Here is a 22,380-nt window from a genome sequence, read left to right on the forward strand (position 1 = left end):
GGGCCGGACCCCCGAACGCCCGCGGGCTACGACGACGCCCGGATCACCAGCTCCGTGGGCAGGACCAGGTGCCGCTCGGCGCCCCGGCGGGCCGAGGAGCGCTTGCCCTCGGCGGCCAGGGCGATCTCGTCGAGGAGCAGCATCGTCATCGCGCGGCCCATGTCGCGGGTGGGCTGGCGGACGCTGGTGAGGCCGGGCTCCAGATGGCGGGCGATCATGGAGTCGTCGAAGCCGACCAGGGACACGTCGTCGGGGATGCGGCGGCCGGCCTCGCGCAGGACCTGGCGGGCGCCGGAGGCCATCAGGTCGGAGCAGGCGAAGACCGCGTCGAGGCCGGGGCTGCGTTCAAGAAGATCAGTCATGCAGCGTCGGCCGCCCTCCTCGGTGAAGTCTCCGTAGGCCACCAATTTCTCGTCGTGGGCGAGTCCGGAGGCGGCCAGTTCGTCCTCGTATCCGACCAGTCGGCGCTGGGCGCCGTACACGTCCAGCGGGCCCGTGATGATCGCGATGGAGCGCCGGCCGCGGGAGACCAGGTGCTCGATCGCCGAGCGGGCCCCGGCGTAGTTGTCGGTGTCGACCGAGGGCAGCGGTTCGTCGGCCGAGCGGGGGCCGCTGATCACCGTGGGGATGTCCATCTGGAGGAGGCGGTCGGCGAGCGGGTCGTCGGAGTGGACGGAGACCAGGAGGACGCCGTCGACGCGGTGGGCCGCGAGGTAGGAGGCGAGCTTGTCGCGCTCACGCTCGCCGCGGGCGAAGGTCAGGAGAAGCTGCAGGTTGGACTCGGCGAGGGCCATGCCGACACCGCCGACCATGCCGGAGAAGTAGGGCTCGGAGAAGAACCGGGATTCCGCTTCCGGGACCACGACGGCTATGGAGTCGGTGCGGTTGGCGGCGAGGGCGCGGGCCGCCGTGTTCGGGACGTAGCCGAGCTCGGCGATGGCCTCCTCGACGGAGGCGCGCGTGGCATCGCTGACCCGGGGGGAACCGTTGATCACCCGGGAGACGGTGCCGCGGCCGACGCCGGCCCGGGCCGCGACCTCCTCCAGCGTCGGACGCCTGCCGTGAGTGCCGTGAGCCACCATGGCTTCTACCTCCCCGAGTCTCAGGCGGAATCTAACAGCCCTATAACCGCGGCGACTTGTCGCCGTCACATGTCTTGACACCCACCGCCCGAAGCGCGAATCTTCAACTCATCACGGATGGGAGCGCTCCCACCGTATCTGGTTCTTACATACCCTGCACACTCCCCGCCCGAGCCGCAGCAGTAAAAAACGGGCCCACCAAGGCAGTTGGCCGGGGCACAGCACGTCAGAGCAACCGAAGCACTTGGAGGACGCAATGCGCACTTCGGGCAACTCCCGCGGCCGTACCCGCCGCACCGCACTGGCCACCGCCGCAGGCGTCGCCGCCGCCGCACTCCTCGCCACGGGATGCAGCGCCAGCGACGACTCCGACTCGGACTCGGGCTCCGCGGGCGGCAAGATCACGCTGCACGTGGGCACGTTCGGCACGTTCGGCTTCGACAACGGCAAGGGCAGCGCCAAGCTCTACGCCGCGTACGAGAAGTCGCACCCGAACATCAAGATCGTCGAGGACCACACCACCGACGGCCAGAAGTACTGGGACACCCTCAAGCTGCGGATGTCCCGCAACAGCGGTCTCGCCGACGTGCAGGCCATCGAGGTCGGTTACATCGCCGAGGCCACGGGCCCGACCATGGCGAGCAAGTGGGAGGACCTGGGCAAGGCCGACAAGGCCCATGTCTCCGAATTCCTCGACTTCAAGACCAAGCAGGCCACGACGGCCGACGGCAAGACGATCGGCTTCGGCACCGACATCGGCCCGATGGCCGTCTGTTACAACAAGGCCCTCTTCAAGGAGGCCGGCCTGCCCACGGACCGCGAGGACGTCGCGAAGCTGTGGCAGGGCGACTGGTCGAAGTTCCTCGACGTCGCGGCCGACTACAAGAAGAAGGCCCCGAAGGGCACCGTCTTCACCGACTCCGCGGGCGGTCTGTTCAACGCGGTGCTCTCCAGCCAGCCGCAGCAGTTCTCCGACGACAGCGGCAAGCTGATCTACGACACGAGCCCCGGCATCAAGACCGCCTGGGACCTGGCCGTCAAGGCCGCGCAGGACGGCTACACCGCCAAGCTGCGCCAGTTCGACGAGAAGGGCACCTGGGCCGCCGGGTTCAAGAACTCCAAGTTCGCGACCGTGGCCTGCCCGAGCTGGATGCTCGGCCAGATCCAGAGCCAGGCGGGCGACAGCAACAAGGGCAAGTGGGACGTCGCCCTTCCCCCGCAGAACGGCAACTGGGGCGGTTCCTTCCTCGGTGTCCCGGCCTCCGGCAAGCACGTCAAGGAGGCCACCGAGCTGGCCGCGTGGCTGACCAGCGCGGCGCAGCAGGAGAAGGTCTTCACGGCGCTGGGCAACATCCCGTCCACCAAGGACGGCCTGGCCTCCGACACCGTGAAGAACGCGAAGGTCGACTTCTACGGTGACACCCCGGTCGGCCAGATCTACTCGAAGATCGCGGAGGGCATCCAGCCCGCGCCGATCGGTGCCAACGACGGCCAGGTGAAGACCTTCCTCACCGACAACGGCATCCTCGACATCGAGCAGCGCGGCACGGACCCCAAGAAGGCGTGGGCGAACGTCAAGAAGCTGGTCGACGACAAGATCGAGCAGTAAGGACGGACGGCCGCCGGCCGCGGTCCCGGCGCCCGCTCCATCCGGGCGCCGGGACCGCACCCCGGCCCGCATCCCCCAGCCCTGCACCACCACCGAACCGGAAGGAAAGCCCGCGTGGCCACCTCCGTCAAGGCGGACGCCGGCGGCAGCCCGCCGTCCGCCCCTCCCTCCGCCGCACCGGTCCAGCGGCCCGCACCGTCGACCTGGCGCAGCAGGTTCTACCGCTGGGACCTCAAGGGGTCTCCGTACGCCTTCATCGCTCCGTTCTTCCTCTGCTTCGCGGCCTTCGGCCTCTTCCCGCTGATCTACACGGGCTGGCTCTCGCTGCACAGCGTGCAGCTCGGCGCGGAGGACCAGGCGTCGTGGGTCGGCTTCGACAACTACACCCGGCTGCTCGACAGCGAGTTCTTCTGGCGCGCGCTGTCCAACACGTTCACCATCGGTGTGATCTCCACCGTTCCGCAGCTGCTGATGGCGCTCGGCCTCGCGCATCTGCTCAACTCCAAGCTGCGCGGCCGCGCCTTCCTGCGGATCGCGGTCCTCACCCCGTACGCCACGTCGATCGCCGCGGCCACGCTGGTCTTCGCCCAGCTGTTCAACACCGACTACGGCATGATCAACTCGCTGCTCGACGTCTTCGGGCTCGGCCCGGTGCAGTGGGAGTCGTCCAAGTGGCCCGCGCAGATCGCCATTTCGACGATCGTGACCTGGCGCTGGACCGGCTACAACGCGCTCATCTACCTGGCCGCGATGCAGGCCGTGCCGAACGACCTCTACGAGGCGGCCGCCCTCGACGGGGCGTCGCGCTGGCGGCAGTTCGTCTCCGTGACCATCCCCTCGATCCGTCCGACGATCCTGTTCACCATCATCGTCTCGACCATCGGCGCCACCCAGCTGTTCGGTGAGCCGATGCTGTACGGCGGCAGTGTCGGCATCGGCGGCGGCAGCGGCGGTCAGTACCAGACCCTCTCGCTGCTCATGTACCAGACCGGCTGGACCAACAACTCCCTGGGCCGGGCCTCGGCCATCGCCTGGGTGATGCTGCTGATCCTGCTGCTCGTCGGCGCCCTCCAGGCGCTCGCGGCCCGCCGCAACCGCACGAAGCTGGGAGGCTGACCCATGACCGTCCAACTCCCGGCGCCCCCCGCAGCGCCTCCCACGGTGGCACCCGCGGCGCGCCGCAGCCGCTTCGCGCCCGGCGCGGGCGACCAGCGCAAGGCCGGGCCGCTCGCGTACGTCCTGCTGATCGTGGCGGCCTTCGTCTCGCTGTTCCCGCTGTACTGGAACGTGGTGGCGGCCTCGCACGACAGCACCCGGGTGCAGCAGGCCCCGGCGCCGCTGCTGCCCGGCTCGCACCTGCTGGAGAACCTGGACGTCGCGTGGAACCAGGTCCACATGGGTGTGGCCCTGATCAACACGACCGTGGTGGCGAGCGTGATCAGCGCCAGCACGGTGCTGTTCGCGACGCTGGCCGGCTTCGCCTTCGCCAAGCTGCACTTCAAGGGCCGCAACCTGCTGCTCGCGCTGGTCGTCGCCACCATGACGGTGCCGCCGCAGCTCACCGTCATCCCGCTGTACCAGATCATCACGGACCTGCAGTGGACGGACACCCTCCAGGCGGTCATCATGCCGTCGCTGGTCGCCGCCTTCGGGGTGTTCTTCATGCGGCAGTACCTCGTCGAGGCGCTGCCGGTCGAGCTGGTCGAGGCGGCCCGGGTGGACGGGGCGAACAGCCTGCGGGTCATCTGGCACGTGGTCTTTCCCGTGGCCCGGCCCGCGATGGCGGTGCTCGCGATGCTCACCTTCGTCCAGGCGTGGAACGACTTCTTCTGGCCGTTCATCGTGCTCACCGACACCGGCACCCCGACGCTCCAGGTCTCGCTGGCGAACCTGGGCGCGGGCAACCACACCGTGGACACCGCGGTCGTGCTGACCGGCGCGCTGATCTCCACGGTCCCGCTGCTGCTGGTCTTCGCCTTCCTCGGCAAGCACATCGTGGGCGGCATCACGGCCGGTGCGGTGAAGAGCTGAACCACCGCCGTCCGCATCCGTGCGGCCGGCGCCCGTGGGAGCGCTTCCACGGTCCGGGCTTCCCGGACCGGGAGCGCATGCACCGCCCCGGACCGGCCCGGCACCGTCGTTCCGCCCCGCCCGGCGCCGGGTCCGCGCCCCGTCTCCGTCCCGGACCTTCCGGAGCGGAGACGGGGACCTCGGCAGCGTCGCCGACGGCCCTCGCCCTGACGTCACGTCACTTCCCCCTGCATACACACGCGTTGGGAGCGTCCCTATGACCACCACGAACAACCTCGGCACCACGACCGCCGCCACCCCCACGGCGGTCACCCGTTTCCCCGCCGGGTTCCTGTGGGGATCCGCCACCGCCTCGTACCAGATCGAGGGCGCCGTCCGGGAGGACGGGCGCACGCCGTCGATCTGGGACACCTTCAGCCACACCCCGGGCAAGGTGCTGAACGGGGACACCGGCGATGTCGCCGTGGACCACTACCACCGCTGGCGCGACGACGTCCGCCTGATGGCCGACCTGGGCCTGACGGCGTACCGCTTCTCCGTGGCCTGGCCGCGGGTGCAGCCGACCGGGCGCGGGCCCGCCGTGCAGCGCGGGCTCGACTTCTACCGGGGCCTGGTCGACGAGCTGCTCGCGCACGGCATCAAGCCCGTCGCCACCCTGTACCACTGGGACCTGCCGCAGGAACTGGAGAACGCGGGCGGCTGGCCCGTCCGGGACACCGCCCACCGGTTCGCGGAGTACGCCACCCTCGTCGGCGAGGCGCTCGGCGACCGGGTCGAGCAGTGGGTGACCCTCAACGAGCCCTGGTGCAGCGCCTTCCTCGGGTACGGCTCGGGCGTGCACGCGCCGGGCCGCACCGACCCGGCCGCCGCCCTGCGCGCCGCGCACCACCTCAACCTCGGGCACGGGCTCGCCACGTCGGCGCTGCGCGGCGTCCTGCCGGGCCGCGCCCAGATCGGTCTCAGCCTCAACCCGAGCGTGGTCAGGCCGCTCACCGACGACCCCGCGGACCTGGACGCCAAGCGCCGGATCGACGCACTCGCCAACCGGGTCTTCACCGGCCCGCTGCTGAAGGGCGCCTACCCCGAGGACCTGATCGCCGACACCGCGCGGCTCACGGACTGGTCGTTCGTGCAGGACGGGGACACGGAGATCATCCACCAGCCGCTGGACTTCATCGGCCTGAACTACTACACGCCCGCCATCGTCTCGGCCCCGCGCGCCGAGCGGACCGGCCCCCGGCTCGACGGCCACGGCGGCGGCGACCACTCCCCCTGGCCCGCCTCGGAGGACGTCGAGTTCCACCACGTGAACGAGGACAAGACCGCGATGGGCTGGCCGGTGGACCCGACCGGCCTGAGCGACCTGCTCCTCGACTACACCGCTCAGGCGCCCGGCGTCCCCCTCTATGTGACGGAGAACGGCGCCGCGTACGACGACGCCGTCGTGGACGGAGCGGTGCACGACCCCGAGCGGGTCCGCTATCTGCACGCCCACCTCGGCGCCGTGCACGACGCGATCGCCCGGGGCGCGGACGTCCGCGGCTACTTCCTCTGGTCCCTGCTCGACAACTTCGAATGGGCCTACGGGTACAGCAAGCGGTTCGGCGCGGTCTACGTCGACTACGAGACGCAGCAGCGCATCCCGAAGTCCAGCGCCACCTGGTACGCCCGGGTCGCCCGGGCCGGCGGGCTGCCCGCGCAGGACTGACCACAGGCCGGGGGAGGGCCGGTGCGCCGAACGCCACTCGCGTGGCGGAGCGGCGTACCGGCCCTTATTTTTCGGCTATGCCCGATAACTCACGTATGTCCGCCCACGAGAGCCACTGAGCCGCCATGGGCGTTCTCAAGGACCACCCGGAACTCGTCCTGTTCGCGAGCCTCGCGCTCGGCTACCTCGTCGGGAAGCTGCGCGTGGGGCCGCTCACGCTGGGCGGCATCTGCGGCACGCTGATCGTCTCGCTGCTGCTCGGCGCCTGGACCAAGGCGCAGGTCTCCGACGACGTGAAGACGGTGTTCTTCGCGCTGTTCATCTTCGCGCTCGGCTACATGGCCGGGCCGCAGTTCTTCCGGAACCTCAACAAGAAGTCGCTGCGCTTCTTCGTGCTCTGCGGCATCGAACTGGTCTGCGTCCTCGGCATCGCCTTCGGCCTCGCCAAGTGGTTCGACCTGGACGTCGGCACCGCCTCCGGCATCCTGGCCGGTGCGGCCACCGAGTCGGCGGTCGTCGGTACGGCGACCGAGTCCATCGGCAAGCTGAGCAATCTGACCGCCTCGCAGATCACCGAGTACCAGGGCAACGTCGCCACCGCGTACACGGTCTGCTACCTCTTCGGCCTGATCACGATCGTGCTCTACACGAGCCAGATCATGCCGATGCTGATGCGCATCAACCTGCGCGACGCCGCCCGCGAGCTGTGGGAGAAGACCCGCAGCAGCGGCAGTCTGGAGGCGGACGAGCGTCCGGCGCTGCCGGGCATGGTGGGCCGCACCTATCTGGTGACGACCGCCGACGGCCGTACGGTCGGCGACCTCCAGCAGCACCTCGACGAGCGGGTCACGATCGAGAACGTCAAGCGCGGCAGCAAGATCCTCACCGTCACGCCGGACCTCGAACTCACCCTTTCGGACCTGGTCCTCCTGGTCGGCCGTCGGGCCAACGTGATCGAGGCCGGCCGGCTGCTCGGCCCCGAGACGCCGGGCGTGCCCGGACTCGACTCGCCGCTCGCCAGCCGCGAGGTCTCCATCACCGACAAGGCGCTGGAGGGCAAGACGGTCGACGAGCTCCAGCGCTCCCATCCCGAGTTCCTCCAGGACGGCGTCTACGTCACCGACGTGACCCGCGGCGACACCGACATCCCGGCCAACGGCGACACGGTGCTGCACCGCGGTGACGTGCTCACTCTGGTCGGCGCCCGCTCGGGCCTGAACAAGCTGGTCGCCAAGATCGGCTCGGTGGTCAAGAACGACGCCACCGACTTCATCTATCTGGGCCTCGGCATCGCGGCCGGTTCGCTGCTCGGGCAGATCGTGGTCAAGTTCGGCGACGTCCCGCTGTCGCTCGGCACGGGCGGCGGCTGTCTGGTCTCCGGACTGCTCTTCGGCTGGTTCCGCTCGCGGTCGCAGACCTTCGGCGCGTTCCCGCCGCAGGCCGCGTCCACGATCAAGGACATGGGGCTGGCCGTCTTCATCGCCTGTACGGGCCTGGTGTCCGGGCCGCAGGCCTGGCCGCTGCTGAAGGAGTACGGGGCGCTGCTGCCGTTCGCCGGGATCGCGATGGTGCTGATCCCCGCCACGATCTCGCTGATCGTCGGCCGCCGGCTGCTGAAGATCGAGAAGCCGCTGCTGATCGGCGCCATCGCCGGACAGCAGTGCTCGACACCCGCGATCACCGCCGTCACCCAGGTGGCGCAGTCGTCGGTGCCGCTGCTCGGCTACACGATCACCTACGCCCTCTCCAACTTCCTGCTCCCCCTGACGGGCCCCCTGCTCGTCGGCGTACTCGGCCACTGAGAGGCAAGCAGTGATCGACTTCCTCAACCGGAACATCTTCCAGCCCCACCCCGAACTGCTGGTCTTCATCACCGTCGCGATCGGCTTCCTCTTCGGGAAGATCCGCTACAAGGCGATCGCGCTCGGCGCCGTCACCGGCTGTCTGGTGGCGGGGCTGCTGCTCGGTGCCCAGTTCAAGGTCACCATCGACGGGACCGTGAAGAACCTGTTCTTCACGATGTTCCTCTTCGCCCTCGGCTACAAGGTCGGCCCGCAGTTCTTCCGCGGCCTGAAGAAGGACGGCCTGCCGCAGGTCGTCAACGCCATCGTCGTCTGCGTCACCGGCCTGCTGGTCTGCTGGGGCTTCGCGGCCCTGCTCGGCTACGGTCCCGGGCTCAGCGCCGGTCTGCTCGGCGGGGCCCTCACCCAGTCCGCGGTGATCGGTGTCGCACAGGACGCCATCGGCAACCTGCCGGGCCTGTCCTCGGCGCAGGTCAAGAGCGAGAGCAACCTCGTCGCCATCGGCTACGCGGTGACGTACCCGCTCGGCACCATCCTGTGCGCGATGCTGCTGGCCAACGTCCTGCCGAAGCTGTACCGCAAGGACCTGGCGGCCGAGTCGGCGGCGCTGGCCAAGGAGCTGGACGCGCCGGAGGACAACCCCGACCTCAACGAGGGCTACTACGAGGTCGTGCTGCGGGCCTACACGATCCAGCGCCCGGACATCGTCGGCCGCACGATCGACGACTTCGAGCAGCAGCAACAGCAGCTCGGCCACCGCATCTACATCACGCGGGTGCGGCGCGACGGGCAGATCCTCGACCACGACCAGCAGACGGTGCTGCGCGAGGGCGACATCGTGGCGCTCAGCGCGCTGCGCGGCTCGCTCGTCGACTACGACGCCCGGACCCACATCGGCGGCGAGACCGACGACGTCGAACTGCTCGGCTACCAGACCGAGACGCTGCACGTCGTCGCGTCGGAGAAGGCACAGCTCGGCAAGACCGTCGCCGATCTGCGCAAGGAGCCGTTCATGGTCGGGGTCTACATCGACAAGCTCTACCGCTCCGGCGCCGACTTCCCGTACCGCCTCTCCACGAAGATCGAGCGCGGCGACACCCTGATCCTGACCGGGCCCGAGCGGCTGGTCGGCCCGGCGGGCCACGCGATCGGCAAGCCGGTCCCGACCTCCTTCGCGACGGACATGATCTGGGTCGGCCTCGGCATCTTCCTCGGCGGCTGCATCGGCATCCCGGCGCTGACCGCGGGCGGCGTCCCGATCTCGCTGTCCACCTCGGGCGGCGCGCTGATCATGGGCCTGATCTTCGGCTGGATCCGCGGCAAGTACCCGACGTACGGCAATGTGCCGCCCGGGGCCCAGTGGTTCATGGACACGCTCGGGCTGTGCCTGTTCGTCGCGGTCGTCGGCATCAACGCGGGCCCGAGCTTCACCTCCGGCCTGTCGACGGCGGGCTGGGGTCTGCTGATCTTCGGCGCGGTGGCGACCGTGATCCCGCTGATCGTCGGCTTCCTCGTGGGCCACTACATCCAGAAGATCCGCTTCCCGATCCTGATGGGCGTCCTTGCGGGCGGCCAGACCACCACGGCGGCGATCGGCGCGATCAACGAGTCGTCCAGATCCCAGGTGCCGACGCTCGGCTACACGATCCCGTACGCCGTCGGGAACGTGCTGCTGACCATCTGGGGCGCCGTGATCGTCCTCCTCCACCACTGAGCACCGCCACTGAGTCCCGCCCCTGAGCACCGTAAGGAAGCAGAGACCTCATGCCGAAGACGAACCTGACCCGCGAGCAGATCAAGAGCTACGCCCAGCTCTCCCCCTTCGAGCTGAAGAACATCTTCATCGACCTGGCCAAGGAGGCGCAGGCCGACCAGCCCGGGCAGAAGGACAAGTCGAGCGTCCAGATGCTCAACGCGGGCCGCGGCAACCCGAACTGGACCGCGACCGGTCCCCGTGAGGCGTTCTACGCGCTCGGCTACTTCGCCCTGGAGGAGTCGCGCCGGGTGTGGACGGCCGACAACCTCGGCGGGATGCCGGAGGAGAAGGGTTCGTACGAGCGCTTCGACACGTTCGTGCGCCGCCACCCCGATCTGCCGGGCATCGAGATGCTCGCCCAGTGCGTGCAGATGGGCATCCAGCGGTTCGGGTTCGACAAGGACGCCTTCGTGCACGAGCTGACCGACAGCTCGATCGGCGACAACTACCCGGTGCCGGACCGGATCCTGCACCACACGCAGGAGATCGTGCGCGGCTACATCGCCGACGAGATGTTCGCGAAGAAGCCGCCGGCCGGTGACATCTCGTACTTCGCGACCGAGGGCGGCACGGCCGCCATGTGCTACATCTTCGACTCGCTCATGAAGAACGGGATCCTGCACAAGGGCGACAAGATCGCCCTGATGGTGCCGGTCTTCACGCCGTACATCGAGATCCCCGAGCTGGACACGTACGACTTCGACGTGACCTACGTCGAGGCCAGCATGTTCGCCGAGGCCGGCGTGCGCGAGTGGCGCTACCCGACCGAGGAGGTCGCCAAGCTGGAGGACCCGGAGATCAAGCTGGTCTGCCTGGTCAACCCCTCCAACCCGCCCTCCCTGGCGCTGAGTCAGCGCGTCGCGAACCAGATCAAGGACATCGTCGCGACGAAGAACCCGAACCTGCTGATCGTCACCGACGACGTCTACGGCACGTTCGTGGAGGGCTTCCGCTCCATCGCCGCTGACCTGCCGCGCAACACGCTGCTCGTGTACTCGTACTCGAAACACTACGGCTGCACGGGCTGGCGGCTCGGTGTCATCGGGCTGCACGACGACAACGTGATCGACGAGCTGATCGCGGGGCTCCCGGCGGCGGAGAAGGAGCGGCTGAACAAGCGGTACGGGTCGCTCACCCTGGAGCCCGAGAAGATCAGGTTCATCGACCGGCTCGTCGCCGACTCCCGTCAGGTGGCGCTCAACCACACGGCGGGCCTGTCCCTCCCCCAGCAGGTCATGCTCGGCCTCTTCTCGCTCTTCGACATGCTGGAGGAGGGCCAGGCGTACAAGGAGAAGATCCGCGGGATCGTCCAGCAGCGCCTCGAACTCCTGCTGGAGGGCGCGCGGATGAAGGTCGCCGAGGACCCGCACCGCGCCGGCTACTACATCGAGCTGGACCTGATGGCGCAGGCCGAGCTGGAGCACGGCGAGGAGTTCGCGGCCTACCTGAGGAAGGAGTTCGAGCCCGTCGACCCGCTGTTCCGCCTCGCCCAGCGGACGGGCGTGGTGCTGCTGAACGGCGGCGGGTTCGAGGGCCCGGAGTGGTCGGTGCGCGTCTCGCTCGCCAACCTCGACGACCTGGACTATCTGAAGATCGGCCACCACCTGCGGGCGATCTTCGACGGTTACGCGGAGGAGTGGCGGGCCGCGCAGGGCTGACGGCATTGCTTCAGCCCCGGCCGGGTGGGGGACTCCGCAGAGCGCCGGCCGGGGCTGCAACCCCCGTATTCCAGTGGTCAGTTGAACCCTGTGGCTAGTTGAAGGCCGCGAACGCCTTCTGGAACGCGTTCGCGCTCTGCTCGATGGAGGAGCAGGTCGGCTGCGCCGAGTTCGAGGCGCCCCCGTCGCAGCTCTTGTCGCGGGTGGCCGACCACATCGACAGCCCGCCGAGGCCCTTCTCCTTGGCGAAGGAGACGAGCTGCGTGGCGTCGTCGACCTTGAAGATCTCCGACGAGACGTCGTTGACGCCGATCATCGGGGTGATGCCGACGGCGTTCCAGGCGGCCGTGTCGGACAGGCCGAGCGCCGACTTGATCTGTGCCTGCGTGGCGGTCGCGGCCTGCTCGGCGTAGGTGCCCATGTCGCCGCTGTAGGAGGCGCCGTAGTCCATCGCCATGATGTTGACGAGGTCGGCCTTCACGCCGTTCTCCTTGGCGTTCTTCAGGAAGTTCACGCCGTCGGAGGTCAGGCCCTCGGGCATCACCGGCAGGGTGAAGGAGACGTTCAGGCCGGAGTTGTTCTTCTGGAGCGTCGCGATCGCCTGGGCCCGCTTGGTGTTCGCGGCCGTGTCCGGCAGCGCGCCGCCCTCGACGTCGAAGTCGACCTTGGTGAGCTTGAACTGGTCGATGACCTTCTGGTACGCCGCCGCCAGGTCGGAGGCGGAGGAGCAGGCCTGCGCCAGCTCGGTGCCGGAGGCGCCGCCGAAGGAGACCCGGACGTCACCGCCCGCCGAGCGCAGGTCGCCTATCTGGGCGGCGACTTCGTCGCTGCCGAGGTCGGTGACGCCGCCCCACTTCGGGGCGCAGGTGCCGCCGGAGGTGATGAAGGCGAGGTTGTACTCCTTGACGCCGGTGGCCTTGGAGGAGGCGACCAGGTCGAACTTCGGGTAGAGCGAGGTGTCGACGTACGGGGCGAAGGCGGCGCCGCTCGCGGCGGACCCGGAGCCCGTGCCGGAGCCGGACGACTGCGAGGGGCTCGCGGAGGTGGTGGCCGACTTGGTGGGCTCGGCGCTCTGCGAGGCGGACGCCGAGGCGGTCGGGGACGGGGTCGCCGACTCGGTGGGGCGGCCGCTCGGCTCCGGGGTCGCGCCCTCGTCGACGGAGCACGCGGTGCCGTCGATCTCGCAGCCGGTCGGGTCCGCGTCACCGGCGACGACGAAGCCGATGGTCACGGACTTGCCGGCCGCGATGCCCTGCTTGTCCCAGGAGGCGGGGGTGACGGTGACGTGCTGCCCGGCGGTCTTCGACTCGGCGTTCCACAGCGAGCTGAGCTTCGCGCCCTTCGGCAGGTCGAACTCCAGGGTCCAGTCCGTCCTGGCCGCGTCCGTGTCGTTGGTGATGACGTACTGGCCGGTGTAGCCGCCCGACCAGCTGCTGGTCTTCGTGTACGCGGCGCCGACCGAGGCCGCCGACGCGGTGGAGGTGAAGAGGAACGCGCCGCCGCCGACCACGGCCGCGGCGACCAGACCGCCGATGACCTTGTTCCTGCCGCTGATCCTGCGCCGGTGCGTGCTGCTCATGACATGCCTGCCTTAGCGATACGGGGGTGTTGGGGGTGAGCAGCACGCTAGCGATCAGGAACCCGTCAATTCGGGCAAGAAGGAAGGCAGTTGCGGATCTTAGGGTTGGCTTAAGGAAGGGATCGGGAGCGATTAAAGGTCGAGACCAAGCCTTTACGTTCCCGGCCGCGATGTCCGCGTCCCCGGCGGCTCTCGGCGGGGCCCCTGCGGTCGAGCTGCACCCAGATCCGGACCTCGGTGCCGCCCAGCACGGACGAGCCGATCGTGACGTCGCCGCCGGTGGACTCGGCGAGGCGGCGCACGATGTCGAGGCCGAGGCCGGTGGAGCCGACGCGTCCGTCGGCCGAGCCGCGGGCCATCGCCGCCGCCGGGTCGACGATGCCGGGACCGGCGTCGGAGACCAGCACGATCACGGCGTCCTCGCCGCTGTGCACGTCGACGGCGAAGGCGGTGCCTTCGGGGGTGTGCCGGAAGACGTTGCCGAGCAGGGCGTCGAGGGCGGCGGCCAGCTCGCCGCGGGCCACCGGGATGCGGACCGGCCGCTCGACACCGGCGACCCGGACCTTGCGGCCCTCGTCCTCGGCGAGCGCGGACCAGAAGTCCATCCGCTCCCGGATCACCTCGGCGGCGTCGCAGCCCGCGCCGGGCCCGGCCGCGGCGGTCTGCGGCTTGGCGTCCCGCGCCGTACGGATGATGGTGTCGACCTCGCGCTCCAGTTGCTCTACGGCGACGCGGGTCTGGTCGGCGGCGGGCCCGGCGCCGAGCGAGGCGGCGTTGAGCCGGAGCACGGTGAGCGGGGTGCGCAGCCGGTGCGAGAGGTCGGCGGCCAGCTCGCGCTCGTTGGCGAGGAGCTGCACGACCTGGTCGGCCATGGAGTTGAACGCGACGGCGGCGAGCCGCAGTTCGGTCGGCCCGTCCTCGGGCACCCGCGCGCCGAGCTTGCCCTCGCCCAGGTCGTGCGCGGCGCCGACGAGCCGCTGCGCGGGCTGCACCATGCGCACCCCGAGCCGGTCGGCGACGGCCACGGACCCGATGATCAGGGCGATGCCGACGCCCGCGAGGACCACCCAGGCGGTGGTGACGCCGTTGGTGACCTCGTCCTCGGGCACGTACACCTCGACGACCGCGGTCTTCACGGCGCTGACCGCGATCGGCTGGAGCCACACCGAGCCGCCGGGCACGTCGTGCACGGTCGCCCGCTGCACCCCGGTGAGCCGGTCCTCGGCGAGCCGCTGTTCGCCGAGCCGTATCGCGGGGCTGCCGTCGCCCGCGGGGACGTACACGGACACCCGGTCGCCGTCGCCGGTCTGCGCGCTGGCGAGGGCGCGGGCGAGCTGGTCGCGGTCGGTGGTGATGGAGAGGGTCGGGACGAAGGCGGTCGCGGTCCGCTCCGCGTTGGAGAACGCCCGGTCGCGTGCCATCTCCTTGATGACGAGCCCGAGCGGGATCGCGAACGCCACGACGACCATGGTGGTGACGGCCAGACAGACCTTGACCAGGGCCCACCTCATGGCGTGGGCTCCGGGCGCGGCGGCTCCAGCTTCACGCCGACACCGCGCAGGGTGTGCAGATAGCGCGGCCGGGCGGCCGTCTCCCCCAACTTCCTGCGCAGCCACGACAGATGGACGTCGATGGTCTGGTCGTCGCCGTAGCTCTGCTGCCACACCTCGGCGAGGAGTTCCTTGCGCGCGACGACGACACCGGGGCGTCCGGCGAGGAAGGCGAGCAGGTCGAACTCGCGGCGGGTCAGGTCGAGCGGCGCCCCGTCGAGTTCGGCCTGGCGGCGCAGCGGGTCGATGGAGAGCCCGCCGACCTGGATCAGCCGGGACGGCGGCTCGGCGCCCGCACTGCCCCGGGCGCGGCGCAGCACGGCGGCCATCCGGGCGGAGAGGTGCTCGGGCGAGAAGGGCTTGGTGAGGTAGTCGTCGGCGCCGTCGTTGAGCAGCCGGACGATCTCCGCCTCGTCGTCCCGCGCCGTGGCGATGATCACGGGTACGTCGGTGATCCCGCGCAGCATCTTCAGCGCCTCGGCCCCGTCCAGATCGGGCAGACCTAGGTCGAGGATCACCACGTCGAACCGGAGATGGGCGACCTCGCGCAGCGCTTCCAGGGCCGTGCCGACGCTGCGCACGGTGTGTGCGGCGTCGGTCAGGTGCCGGATGAGAGCGGAGCGCACGAACTGGTCGTCCTCGACCACGAGCACACTTGCCATGGGCGGCACCGTACGCCATTCGGTCGACGGGCAGCCTCTTCCGGGTGAGGGTGGACCGCGCGGGACAGCGGTGGCGGCTGTGGTGCAGTATGGCCCGCGATGCCATCGATGCCGTCTCCACCGACTTCCCCGTCCGCACCGCCGGCCGCACCCTCGGCGCCGGCCGGGAACCCGGTGCGGCGCGGTCTGGTGCACGCCGTGGCGTGGCTGCTCGCGACCGGCGCCGCGGTGACGCTGTCGTGGTGGGGCGTGCACACGGTGATGGCGGGCACGGCGTACGACCCGCCGAAGGCGCTGCCGGTGGCCGGCCCGGACGGGCCCGCCTCGCCGCTCGCCTCGTCCACGCACCGGCCCGAGCCGTCGCCGTCGGCCTCGTCCGCGTCGGCCTCCGTGTCCGCGCGGCCCTCACCGTCCGCGTCGTCGAAGTCCGCGTCGCCCCGCCGTACGACGACGGCCGCACCGCCGCCCGCGTCGTCGCCCGGCACGTCCTCGTCCGGCACCGTGAAGAGTTACGCGACGAAGGGCGGGCGGGCCGTCTTCGATCTCGGCGACAGCTCGGCGACGCTCGTCTCCGCGACGCCTGGCGCCGGCTGGTCGGTGCAGGTGTGGAAGCAGACGACGTGGATCCGGGTCGAGTTCACGTCGGGGACGGACAAGGTGTCGGTGTTCTGCACCTGGCACGACCACAAGCCGTCGGTCGAGGTCGCCGACTACTGAGTGCCCGTCAGCGGAACACGGAGGGCGGCGGCGCCGGGGACGCCTTCGCCGAGGCATCCGCCACCGGCACCGCTCCCCCGGTGAAGTCGAGCAGCCCGCGGCCGTGCTCCACCCGCCCGGGATGCGGGTCGCTCGCCGCGCGGCGGGTCAGCTCGGCCACCGGAAGCGGCAGCGCCGACGCGGCCAGCACCGCGTTGCCGAACCGCTTGCCGCGCAGCACCGTCGGGTCGGCGATCAGGGCCAGTTCGGGGAAGACGGCGGCGGCGGTCGCGATCTGGCCGCGCAGATGGGCGAGCGGCGGGCCGTCGGCGAGGTTCCCCACGTACGTCCCGCCGGGCCGCAGCACGCGTCGCACCTCGGTCAGGAACTCGGTGCTGGTGAGGTGGGCCGGGGTGCGGGCCCCGCTGAAGACGTCGGCCACCAGCACGTCGGCCCAGGCGTCGGGCAGCTTGGCGAGCGCCTCACGGGCGTCGGCGGTGCGCACCCGGATGCGGGCGCCGGGGTCCAACGGCAGCGCGGTGCGCACCAGTTGGACGAGGGGGCCGTCGCGCTCGACGATCTGCTGGGTGGAGCGCGGCCGGGTCGCGGCGACGTAGCGGGCGAGAGTGAAGGCACCGCCGCCGAGGTGCACGGCCTGGACCGGGCGGCCCGGGTCCGCGGCGAGATCGAGCACATGGCCGATGCGGCGCTGGTACTCGAAGGACAGATGCGCGGGGTCGTCGAGGTCGACGTGCGACTGCGGGGCGCCGTCCAGATACAGCGTCCAGCCGGCCGGGCGGTCCCGGTCGGGTATCAGCTCGGCGAGCCCGCCGTCGACGTCCGCCACGACGGGCTCGCGCGCACCCCGGCCGCCGCCCTCGCTCCTGCGCGCCTGCTGCTTCCCGCGTGACCTCGCCATTCGCCCATTATCCGCGGGCGGCGCGGTGGCGGCTCAGCGGCAGTTGTCGGCGGCCTCGATCAGGCGGGCCGCCTCGTCGAGGGCGGCGCGCAGCACCGTCGGGTCGGTGACCAGGTCGGCGGCGCCGGTGCCGTCGGGGTCCGGCGGCAGCAGCCAGCGGGTGCCCTCGACGGGCGGGACGAGCCGGGCGCCGCGGCCCTCGGTGTGGGTGCAGGCGCTGCCCGGTACGTCCCAGCCGTCGGCGGTGCCGGGCGGGACGAGGAAACCGAGGGTGGCGCCGCCGCCGTCGTGCAGCACCGGACCGACCGGTTCCGCGCACCCGCGGCGCAGGATGTCGACCGCTTCGAGCCCCTGCCGGGACGGGACGGTGACCAGGTCGCAGGCGCCGGGCGGCCGGTCGCTGTGGTCCTCGGTCGGACAGTGCTGCGCCGTCGATGTCGTGGGCTGTGTCGCGTCCAACACGTCGGCCCCTCCTCGTGTCAGATGGGGTTTCGCGCATGGTTCAACGCGCCGGAACGTCAACCGGCTACGGCGGCACGCCGCCGCAAAGGATGGCAGTTCATGGCGGATCGTGGGTGAGATATCCGTTTTGTAGCCAAACCCTGCGTGTCGGACCCGTCGCAGACGGTACCTTCAAGCCTCGCCGGAACAAGGACCAAGCACGCCGCGTCGAGGTGTCCGTTCCACCGCGCCACCGCGCCCCCGTCACCTCGGCACTCTGCTCCCTCGGTGTCCGGCACGGTTCGCACGGGAGGACCCGCTCATGACGTCGTCTCCGCATCTCTCGGATGCCCCGGCGCCTTCGCCCCCACGACCGAATCTCGCCTTCCGGGAGCTGCGCGGTCAGCGCTCGCCGGGCGAGTTCGCGGCCGCGGTACGGCGGGCGGCGCGCGAGATCGGCGAGCGGGTCAGCTGCGACGCGCGCTACATCGGACGCGTGGAGGCCGGCGAGATCCGCTGCCCCAACTACGCGTACGAGCGGGTGTTCCTGCACATGTTCCCCGGCCGGACCCTCGCGGACCTGGGGTTCGCGCCCCGCTCCGCGGTACGGGGCCGGGGCGCGCGCCCCGTCGTTCCGGCCCAGCACAGCCCCCTGCACGACCCCCAGCACCACGAGGAGAGCGACGTGCGACGTCGCGCGTTCATGACCGGCATGACCGGCTCGACGGCCACCGTGGCCGTCGCCGCCCTGGCGCCCTTCGGCACCGCCCCGCAGCAGGCCCCGCTGGACCGGCATCCCGCACGCGCGGGGGTCGGTGCCGTCGAGGAGGCGATCCGGCGGATCCGGCTGCTCGACGACCGGCACGGCGGCGACGGCCTGTACCGGCGCGCCGCCGCCCCGCTGCGCACCGCCTTCGAACTGCTCGACTCGGGCGCGGCCGGGCGCGACGACGCCGACCGGTTGCAGGCCGGCGCGGGTGAACTGGCCATCTCCGTGGGCTGGCTGGCGCACGACTCGGGCCGCTTCGACGACGCCCGCTCGCACTACGCGGAGGCGCTCGCGACGGCGCGGATGGCGGGGGACGAGGGGCTGGAGGCGCACGCGTTCTGCAACACGGCGTTCCTCGCCCGGGACGCGGGGCGGCCGCGCGAGGCGGTCCGGGCGGCGCAGGCCGCCTCGCGGGTGGGCGCCCGGCTGGGCTCGTCACGGCTGCTGTCGCTGCTCGCGCTGCGGGAGGCCGGGGGCTGGGCCGGGCTCGGTGACCAGCGCTCCTGCGAGCGGGCGCTGGCACGGGCGCAGGCGCTGTTCGCGCGGGGCGGGGCCGATGCCGACCCGGAGTGGATGTCGTTCTACGGTGAGGCCGAGCTGGAGGGTCTGGAGTCGCAGTGCTGGTCGGCGCTGGGGTCCTGGGACCGGGCGGCCCGGCACGCGCGGCGCGCCGTCGCGCTTCAGGACCCGCACTTCACGCGGAACATGGCGCTGTACACCGCCGAGCTCGCGGACGATCTGGCCCGCGCGGGGCAGCCCGACGAGGCCGCTGCCGCGGGGGGCCGGGCGCTGTCCTTGCTCCGGGACGTCCGGTCGTCCCGCATCGAGGGGATGCTGGCGACGACGGCCCGCGTGCTGCTGCCGCATCGCCGGGCTTCGGGGGTCTCGGCGTTCTTGACGGCCCACGCGGAGTCGCGCCGCTGAGGGTGCGGGTCCCCGGGGTACGGGTGCGCGGTTCCCCGCGCCCCTGGTGGGTCGTACTTCGTCCGCGGCCCGGTGGCCGCTTCTCGCGCAGTTCCCCGCGCCCCTGAAGGCTGCGCTTCGCGCGCCTTCCCCTTGAGGCGGCGGCTCCGCCGCGCCTCTGCCGTTGATGAGATGGCGCACGAAGTGCGCATCTCAGGGGCGCGGGGAACTGCGCGACCAGCCCCCACCGGAGCCGCAGACGAGGGATCAGCCCAGGTGGCCCGTTTCGTTCCAGGATTCGATGGCCGGGTCGCCGTAGGCCCAGCTCAGGATCGAGAGGGACGTGGGGTTCAGGCGGATGCGGGCGGCGAAGTCCAGGGGGAGGCCGAGCCAGCGGGCGCCGATGGAGCGCAGGATGTGCCCGTGGGCGAAGACGAGAACGTCGCGGTCGGCGTCCCGGGCCCAGGCGACGACCTCGTCGGCCCGCGCCGTCACCTCGGAGAGACTCTCCCCGTCGGGAACCCCGTCCCGCCAGATGAACCACCCGGGCCGCATCTCCTGGATCTGCGCCGGCGTGAGCCCCTCGTACGCCCCGTAGTCCCACTCCATCAGCGCGTCCCACGCGGCTGCCCGCTCCCCGAACCCGGCGAGCTCACAGGTCTCACTGGCCCGCACCAGCGGAGACGTCCGCACCTCGACCCCGTCGAGCCCGTCGAACGGAGCCCGGTGCAACCGCTCACCGAGCAGCTTCGCCCCGCGACGGCCCTCTTCCAGGAGCGGAATGTCCGTCCTGCCGGTGTGCCGTCCGGACAGCGACCACTCGGTCTGTCCGTGCCGGGCCAACAGGATGCGCGGTGCCATAGCGGAATGAACCTTTCGTCAGGAAGGGCGCGAGGAGTGTGAAGGGCGCGCCGGGGAAGGACGGGAGGGAACAGGATGAACAGGAGGCAACGGGAGTGTCGCCACTTCCATCATCGCGCAACCGGAACGAAGGACGGCCCGCCGGGCAACCCACCGCTTGATCTCGGCGTCTACGAGGGTCAGGGGTCGCCCACGCAGACCCCCACATACGCCTTAGGGTGGGCACGTGGCCAGAGGCCGCCGGACGAGGAAGAGGGGGAGCGGCCCGCATGTCGCAGACCGACCACGCACCACGCACGGAGGCGATACCGGGCGTACGGCTTCGATGGTGGACCGAGCTTCCCCTGATCCTGCTCGTCTACAGCGCGTACACCGCGGGCCGACTGCTGGCCAGGGGGGATGTGCAGACCGCCGTCGACCACGGCGTGTCGATCCTCAGAGCCGAGAAGGCCGTCCGCCTCAATCTCGAGCACCCGCTGAACCGCCTGTTCACGCGTGAGGCCTGGATCGGCGTCCCCGCCGACTTCTGGTACGCCTCGCTGCACTACGTGGTCACCCCGGCCGTGCTGATCTGGCTCTTCCGCCGCCGCACGCACCTCTACCGCGCGGCCCGCACCTGGCTGATGACCTCGACGATGATCGGCCTCGTCGGCTTCACGCTGCTGCCGACCTGCCCGCCCCGGCTGCTCTCCGCCTCCTACGGCTTCGTCGACACGATGGCCCAGTACAGCTCGTACGGCTGGTGGGGCGGCGCGGCCAGCGCGCCCAAGGGCATGGGCGGGATGACCAACCAGTACGCGGCCATGCCCAGCCTGCACGTCGGGTGGGCGCTGTGGTGCGGATTCATGCTGTGGCGCCACGGCGGCACCCGCTGGGCGAAGGCCGCGGGCGTCGCCTACCCGCTGATCACCACGATCGTCGTGATGGGCACCGCCAACCACTACTTCTTCGACGCGCTCGCCGGAGCCGCGGTGATGGGCGTCGGCCTGCTGCTCACCAAGCCCGTGCAGCGGCTCGCGGCGCAGATCAAGGAGTGGGCCACCGGTCTGGTCACCGGCTCGCGCGGCGCCCCGGTGCCCGCCCCTTCCGCCACTCGGTCCTCGATTGTCAGTGAGGAATGCCAGACTTCGCCGGGTGAGCGAATTCCCCGACAGCGCAAGGCCGCAAGCCGATCGCAGCCCCGCGACACCGGCGACGGGGCTGCGGCACCGGCTCGCTGAGCTGCGCGGCCCCGACACCCCGCCGCGCCCGCTGGACGCCCGCGCCCTGGCCGCCCTCGCGGCGAACCCGGGGTGCAGTCGCCGCGCGCTCCTGGACGGCGCGGGCGTCGACAAGGGCCGGATCGCGGACGCGCTGGGCGCGCCGGCCACGTTCGGCCAGTCCCAGTTCGCGTTGACGCGGGGGAACGCGTTCGAGGCGAGAGTGAAGGCCGACGGCGGCGCCGAGCTGCTGCGGCTGGTGCACGCCCGGGTGGGCTCCGCCGATACGGCCGAGCCGGCCCCCGAGCTCGTACGGACGCCGGACCTGTCGGCGATCGGGCCCGAGGGCCGCACCGCGCGCACCGCGCTGGCGCTGCGCGAGGCCACCGAGTCGGCCGCCGAGTCCGGTACGTGGACGTTCCTGGACCATCCGATGGTGGCCCTGGACGTGGCGGGCAGCCCGGCGTTCCTGGAGCCGGACGCGGTGGTCGTGCACCCCGACGGCAGCTGGACGGTCGTCGAGATCAAGTCCTTCCCGATGATCGACGGCGCGGCCGACGCGGCGAAGGTCGGCGCGGCGGCCCGGCAGTCCGCGGTGTACGTCCTGGCGCTGGAGCAGATCGCGGAGCGCACCCCCGGCGCGCGGGTCCGGGACCGGATCGTCCTCGTCTGCCCGAAGGACTTCACGAACCTGGCGGCGGCGTCCGCGGTCGACGTGCGCAAGCAGTGCTCGGTGACCCGGCGGCAGTTGACGCGCCTGACCCGGATCGAGGACATCGCGGCGGCCCTGCCGCCCGGCACCGTCTTCGACCCGGAGCGGCCGGAGGAGCTGGCGGCGGCCGTCGAGTCGGTGCCCGCGGCGTACGCACCGGAGTGCCTGGCCGCGTGCGAGCTGGCCTTCCACTGCCGGGACCGCTCCCGCGCGGCGGGGGCGGTGACGAGCCTGGGCCGTCCGCTCCGCGCCGAGCTGGGCGGCCTGACGACGGTGGACGCGGTGCTCGCCGCGGCCCACGGCGAGGCGGGCGACCCCGACGACCCGACGGTGGCGGCCCTGCGGCGCGCGGCGGCCCTGCGCGCGGAAGCCCTCGGGGGCGCCCGGTGCTGAGCCCGTCCCCGGCCACCGCCCACCACCGCCGCCACTGCCGTCGCCGCGAG

General features: G+C 71.3%; 18 protein-coding genes. 11 read left to right on the forward strand and 7 right to left on the reverse strand.

Translation table 11 applies throughout. The annotated features are described in order from the left end of the window. Window positions 1-26: 26 nt before the first annotated feature. Window positions 27-1,082: a LacI family DNA-binding transcriptional regulator gene (locus K377_RS19845; RefSeq protein ID WP_111664757.1), complete on the reverse strand. Its 1,056-nt coding sequence runs from the start codon at window positions 1,080-1,082 to the stop codon at window positions 27-29. A gap of 256 nt (window positions 1,083-1,338) precedes the next feature. On the opposite strand from K377_RS19845, the gene K377_RS19850 reads away from it, so the two are divergent. The 7 genes from K377_RS19850 (at window position 1,339) to K377_RS19880 (ending at window position 11,646) form a co-directional block, all read left to right on the forward strand. Next, complete coding sequence (locus K377_RS19850) at window positions 1,339-2,691, forward strand: ABC transporter substrate-binding protein (protein WP_111664758.1); 1,353 nt, start codon at window positions 1,339-1,341, stop codon at window positions 2,689-2,691. Between the two features lie 114 nt (window positions 2,692-2,805). Then, window positions 2,806-3,807 carry a carbohydrate ABC transporter permease gene (locus K377_RS19855; protein WP_111664759.1) on the forward strand — a complete coding sequence of 334 codons (1,002 nt, stop codon included), beginning with the start codon at window positions 2,806-2,808 and terminating at the stop codon, window positions 3,805-3,807. Between the two features lie 3 nt (window positions 3,808-3,810). Then, complete coding sequence (locus K377_RS19860; protein ID WP_181512605.1) at window positions 3,811-4,722, forward strand: carbohydrate ABC transporter permease; 912 nt, start codon at window positions 3,811-3,813, stop codon at window positions 4,720-4,722. A gap of 256 nt (window positions 4,723-4,978) precedes the next feature. Further along, window positions 4,979-6,430: a GH1 family beta-glucosidase gene (locus K377_RS19865; RefSeq protein WP_111664760.1), complete on the forward strand. Its 1,452-nt coding sequence runs from the start codon at window positions 4,979-4,981 to the stop codon at window positions 6,428-6,430. Between the two features lie 125 nt (window positions 6,431-6,555). Next, on the forward strand, window positions 6,556-8,232 hold the full coding sequence (gene aspT / locus K377_RS19870) for an aspartate-alanine antiporter (protein WP_111664761.1): 1,677 nt from the start codon (window positions 6,556-6,558) through the stop codon (window positions 8,230-8,232). A gap of 10 nt (window positions 8,233-8,242) precedes the next feature. Then, entirely contained in the window at window positions 8,243-9,946 is a 1,704-nt protein-coding gene (aspT, locus tag K377_RS19875) for an aspartate-alanine antiporter (protein ID WP_111664762.1), read from the forward strand. Window positions 9,947-9,996: 50 nt separating this feature from the next. After that, window positions 9,997-11,646, forward strand: a complete 1,650-nt coding sequence (locus tag K377_RS19880) for a bifunctional aspartate transaminase/aspartate 4-decarboxylase (protein WP_111664763.1) — start codon at window positions 9,997-9,999, stop codon at window positions 11,644-11,646. Between the two features lie 94 nt (window positions 11,647-11,740). On the opposite strand, the gene K377_RS19885 is transcribed toward K377_RS19880, so the two are convergent. The 3 genes from K377_RS19885 to K377_RS19895 all read right to left on the reverse strand — a co-directional run bounded on the left by K377_RS19885 (window position 11,741) and on the right by K377_RS19895 (window position 15,437). Continuing rightward, entirely contained in the window at window positions 11,741-13,225 is a 1,485-nt protein-coding gene (locus K377_RS19885) for a cellulose binding domain-containing protein (RefSeq protein ID WP_111664764.1), read from the reverse strand. A gap of 110 nt (window positions 13,226-13,335) precedes the next feature. After that, window positions 13,336-14,736 carry a HAMP domain-containing sensor histidine kinase gene (locus K377_RS19890; protein WP_111664765.1) on the reverse strand — a complete coding sequence of 467 codons (1,401 nt, stop codon included), beginning with the start codon at window positions 14,734-14,736 and terminating at the stop codon, window positions 13,336-13,338. Beyond that, a complete protein-coding gene (locus tag K377_RS19895) occupies window positions 14,733-15,437 on the reverse strand; it encodes a response regulator transcription factor (protein WP_111664766.1) in 705 nt (234 codons plus the stop codon). Before K377_RS19895 ends, K377_RS19890 begins: the two co-directional genes overlap by 4 nt. A gap of 174 nt (window positions 15,438-15,611) precedes the next feature. Here K377_RS19895 and K377_RS19900 point away from each other — a divergent pair, with 174 nt between their 5' ends. After that, window positions 15,612-16,154, forward strand: coding sequence for a hypothetical protein (locus K377_RS19900; protein ID WP_181512609.1), 543 nt, complete (start codon window positions 15,612-15,614; stop codon window positions 16,152-16,154). Between the two features lie 7 nt (window positions 16,155-16,161). On the opposite strand, the gene K377_RS19905 is transcribed toward K377_RS19900, so the two are convergent. Further along, complete coding sequence (locus K377_RS19905; protein ID WP_111664767.1) at window positions 16,162-17,052, reverse strand: spermidine synthase; 891 nt, start codon at window positions 17,050-17,052, stop codon at window positions 16,162-16,164. 33 nt (window positions 17,053-17,085) lie between these two features. Then, entirely contained in the window at window positions 17,086-17,514 is a 429-nt protein-coding gene (locus K377_RS19910; RefSeq protein ID WP_111664768.1) for a hypothetical protein, read from the reverse strand. 301 nt (window positions 17,515-17,815) lie between these two features. Here K377_RS19910 and K377_RS19915 point away from each other — a divergent pair, with 301 nt between their 5' ends. Next, window positions 17,816-19,186, forward strand: a complete 1,371-nt coding sequence (locus tag K377_RS19915) for a tetratricopeptide repeat protein (RefSeq protein ID WP_111664769.1) — start codon at window positions 17,816-17,818, stop codon at window positions 19,184-19,186. 246 nt (window positions 19,187-19,432) lie between these two features. On the opposite strand, the gene K377_RS19920 is transcribed toward K377_RS19915, so the two are convergent. After that, the gene (locus tag K377_RS19920; protein ID WP_111664770.1) at window positions 19,433-20,026 is read right to left on the reverse strand and encodes a histidine phosphatase family protein; all 594 of its coding nucleotides are present in this window, start codon (window positions 20,024-20,026) and stop codon (window positions 19,433-19,435) included. Window positions 20,027-20,295: 269 nt separating this feature from the next. On the opposite strand from K377_RS19920, the gene K377_RS19925 reads away from it, so the two are divergent. Together K377_RS19925 and K377_RS19930 are read left to right on the forward strand one after the other, a co-directional pair. Then, complete coding sequence (locus K377_RS19925) at window positions 20,296-21,246, forward strand: phosphatase PAP2 family protein (RefSeq protein WP_111664771.1); 951 nt, start codon at window positions 20,296-20,298, stop codon at window positions 21,244-21,246. After that, window positions 21,161-22,330, forward strand: a complete 1,170-nt coding sequence (locus K377_RS19930) for a hypothetical protein (protein WP_375605935.1) — start codon at window positions 21,161-21,163, stop codon at window positions 22,328-22,330. Before K377_RS19925 ends, K377_RS19930 begins: the two co-directional genes overlap by 86 nt. The last annotated feature ends 50 nt before the right edge of the window (window positions 22,331-22,380 follow it).

The sequence above is a fragment of the Streptomyces sp. PsTaAH-137 genome (genome assembly GCF_003259365.1).
Taxonomy (GTDB): domain Bacteria; phylum Actinomycetota; class Actinomycetes; order Streptomycetales; family Streptomycetaceae; genus Streptomyces.

Excerpts from the sequence above, each read along its gene's own strand:
- K377_RS19845 (WP_111664757.1), bottom strand. The coding sequence starts at position 1,082 with ATGGTGGCTCACGGCACTCACGGCAGGCGTCCGACGCTGGAGGAGGTC.
- K377_RS19850 (WP_111664758.1), top strand. The coding sequence starts at position 1,339 with ATGCGCACTTCGGGCAACTCCCGCGGCCGTACCCGCCGCACCGCACTG.
- K377_RS19860 (WP_181512605.1), top strand. The coding sequence starts at position 3,811 with ATGACCGTCCAACTCCCGGCGCCCCCCGCAGCGCCTCCCACGGTGGCA.
- K377_RS19865 (WP_111664760.1), top strand. The coding sequence starts at position 4,979 with ATGACCACCACGAACAACCTCGGCACCACGACCGCCGCCACCCCCACG.
- aspT (WP_111664761.1), top strand. The coding sequence starts at position 6,556 with ATGGGCGTTCTCAAGGACCACCCGGAACTCGTCCTGTTCGCGAGCCTC.
- K377_RS19880 (WP_111664763.1), top strand. The coding sequence starts at position 9,997 with ATGCCGAAGACGAACCTGACCCGCGAGCAGATCAAGAGCTACGCCCAG.
- K377_RS19885 (WP_111664764.1), bottom strand. The coding sequence starts at position 13,225 with ATGAGCAGCACGCACCGGCGCAGGATCAGCGGCAGGAACAAGGTCATC.
- K377_RS19890 (WP_111664765.1), bottom strand. The coding sequence starts at position 14,736 with ATGAGGTGGGCCCTGGTCAAGGTCTGTCTGGCCGTCACCACCATGGTC.
- K377_RS19895 (WP_111664766.1), bottom strand. The coding sequence starts at position 15,437 with ATGGCAAGTGTGCTCGTGGTCGAGGACGACCAGTTCGTGCGCTCCGCT.
- K377_RS19905 (WP_111664767.1), bottom strand. The coding sequence starts at position 17,052 with ATGGCGAGGTCACGCGGGAAGCAGCAGGCGCGCAGGAGCGAGGGCGGC.
- K377_RS19915 (WP_111664769.1), top strand. The coding sequence starts at position 17,816 with ATGACGTCGTCTCCGCATCTCTCGGATGCCCCGGCGCCTTCGCCCCCA.
- K377_RS19920 (WP_111664770.1), bottom strand. The coding sequence starts at position 20,026 with ATGGCACCGCGCATCCTGTTGGCCCGGCACGGACAGACCGAGTGGTCG.
- K377_RS19925 (WP_111664771.1), top strand. The coding sequence starts at position 20,296 with ATGTCGCAGACCGACCACGCACCACGCACGGAGGCGATACCGGGCGTA.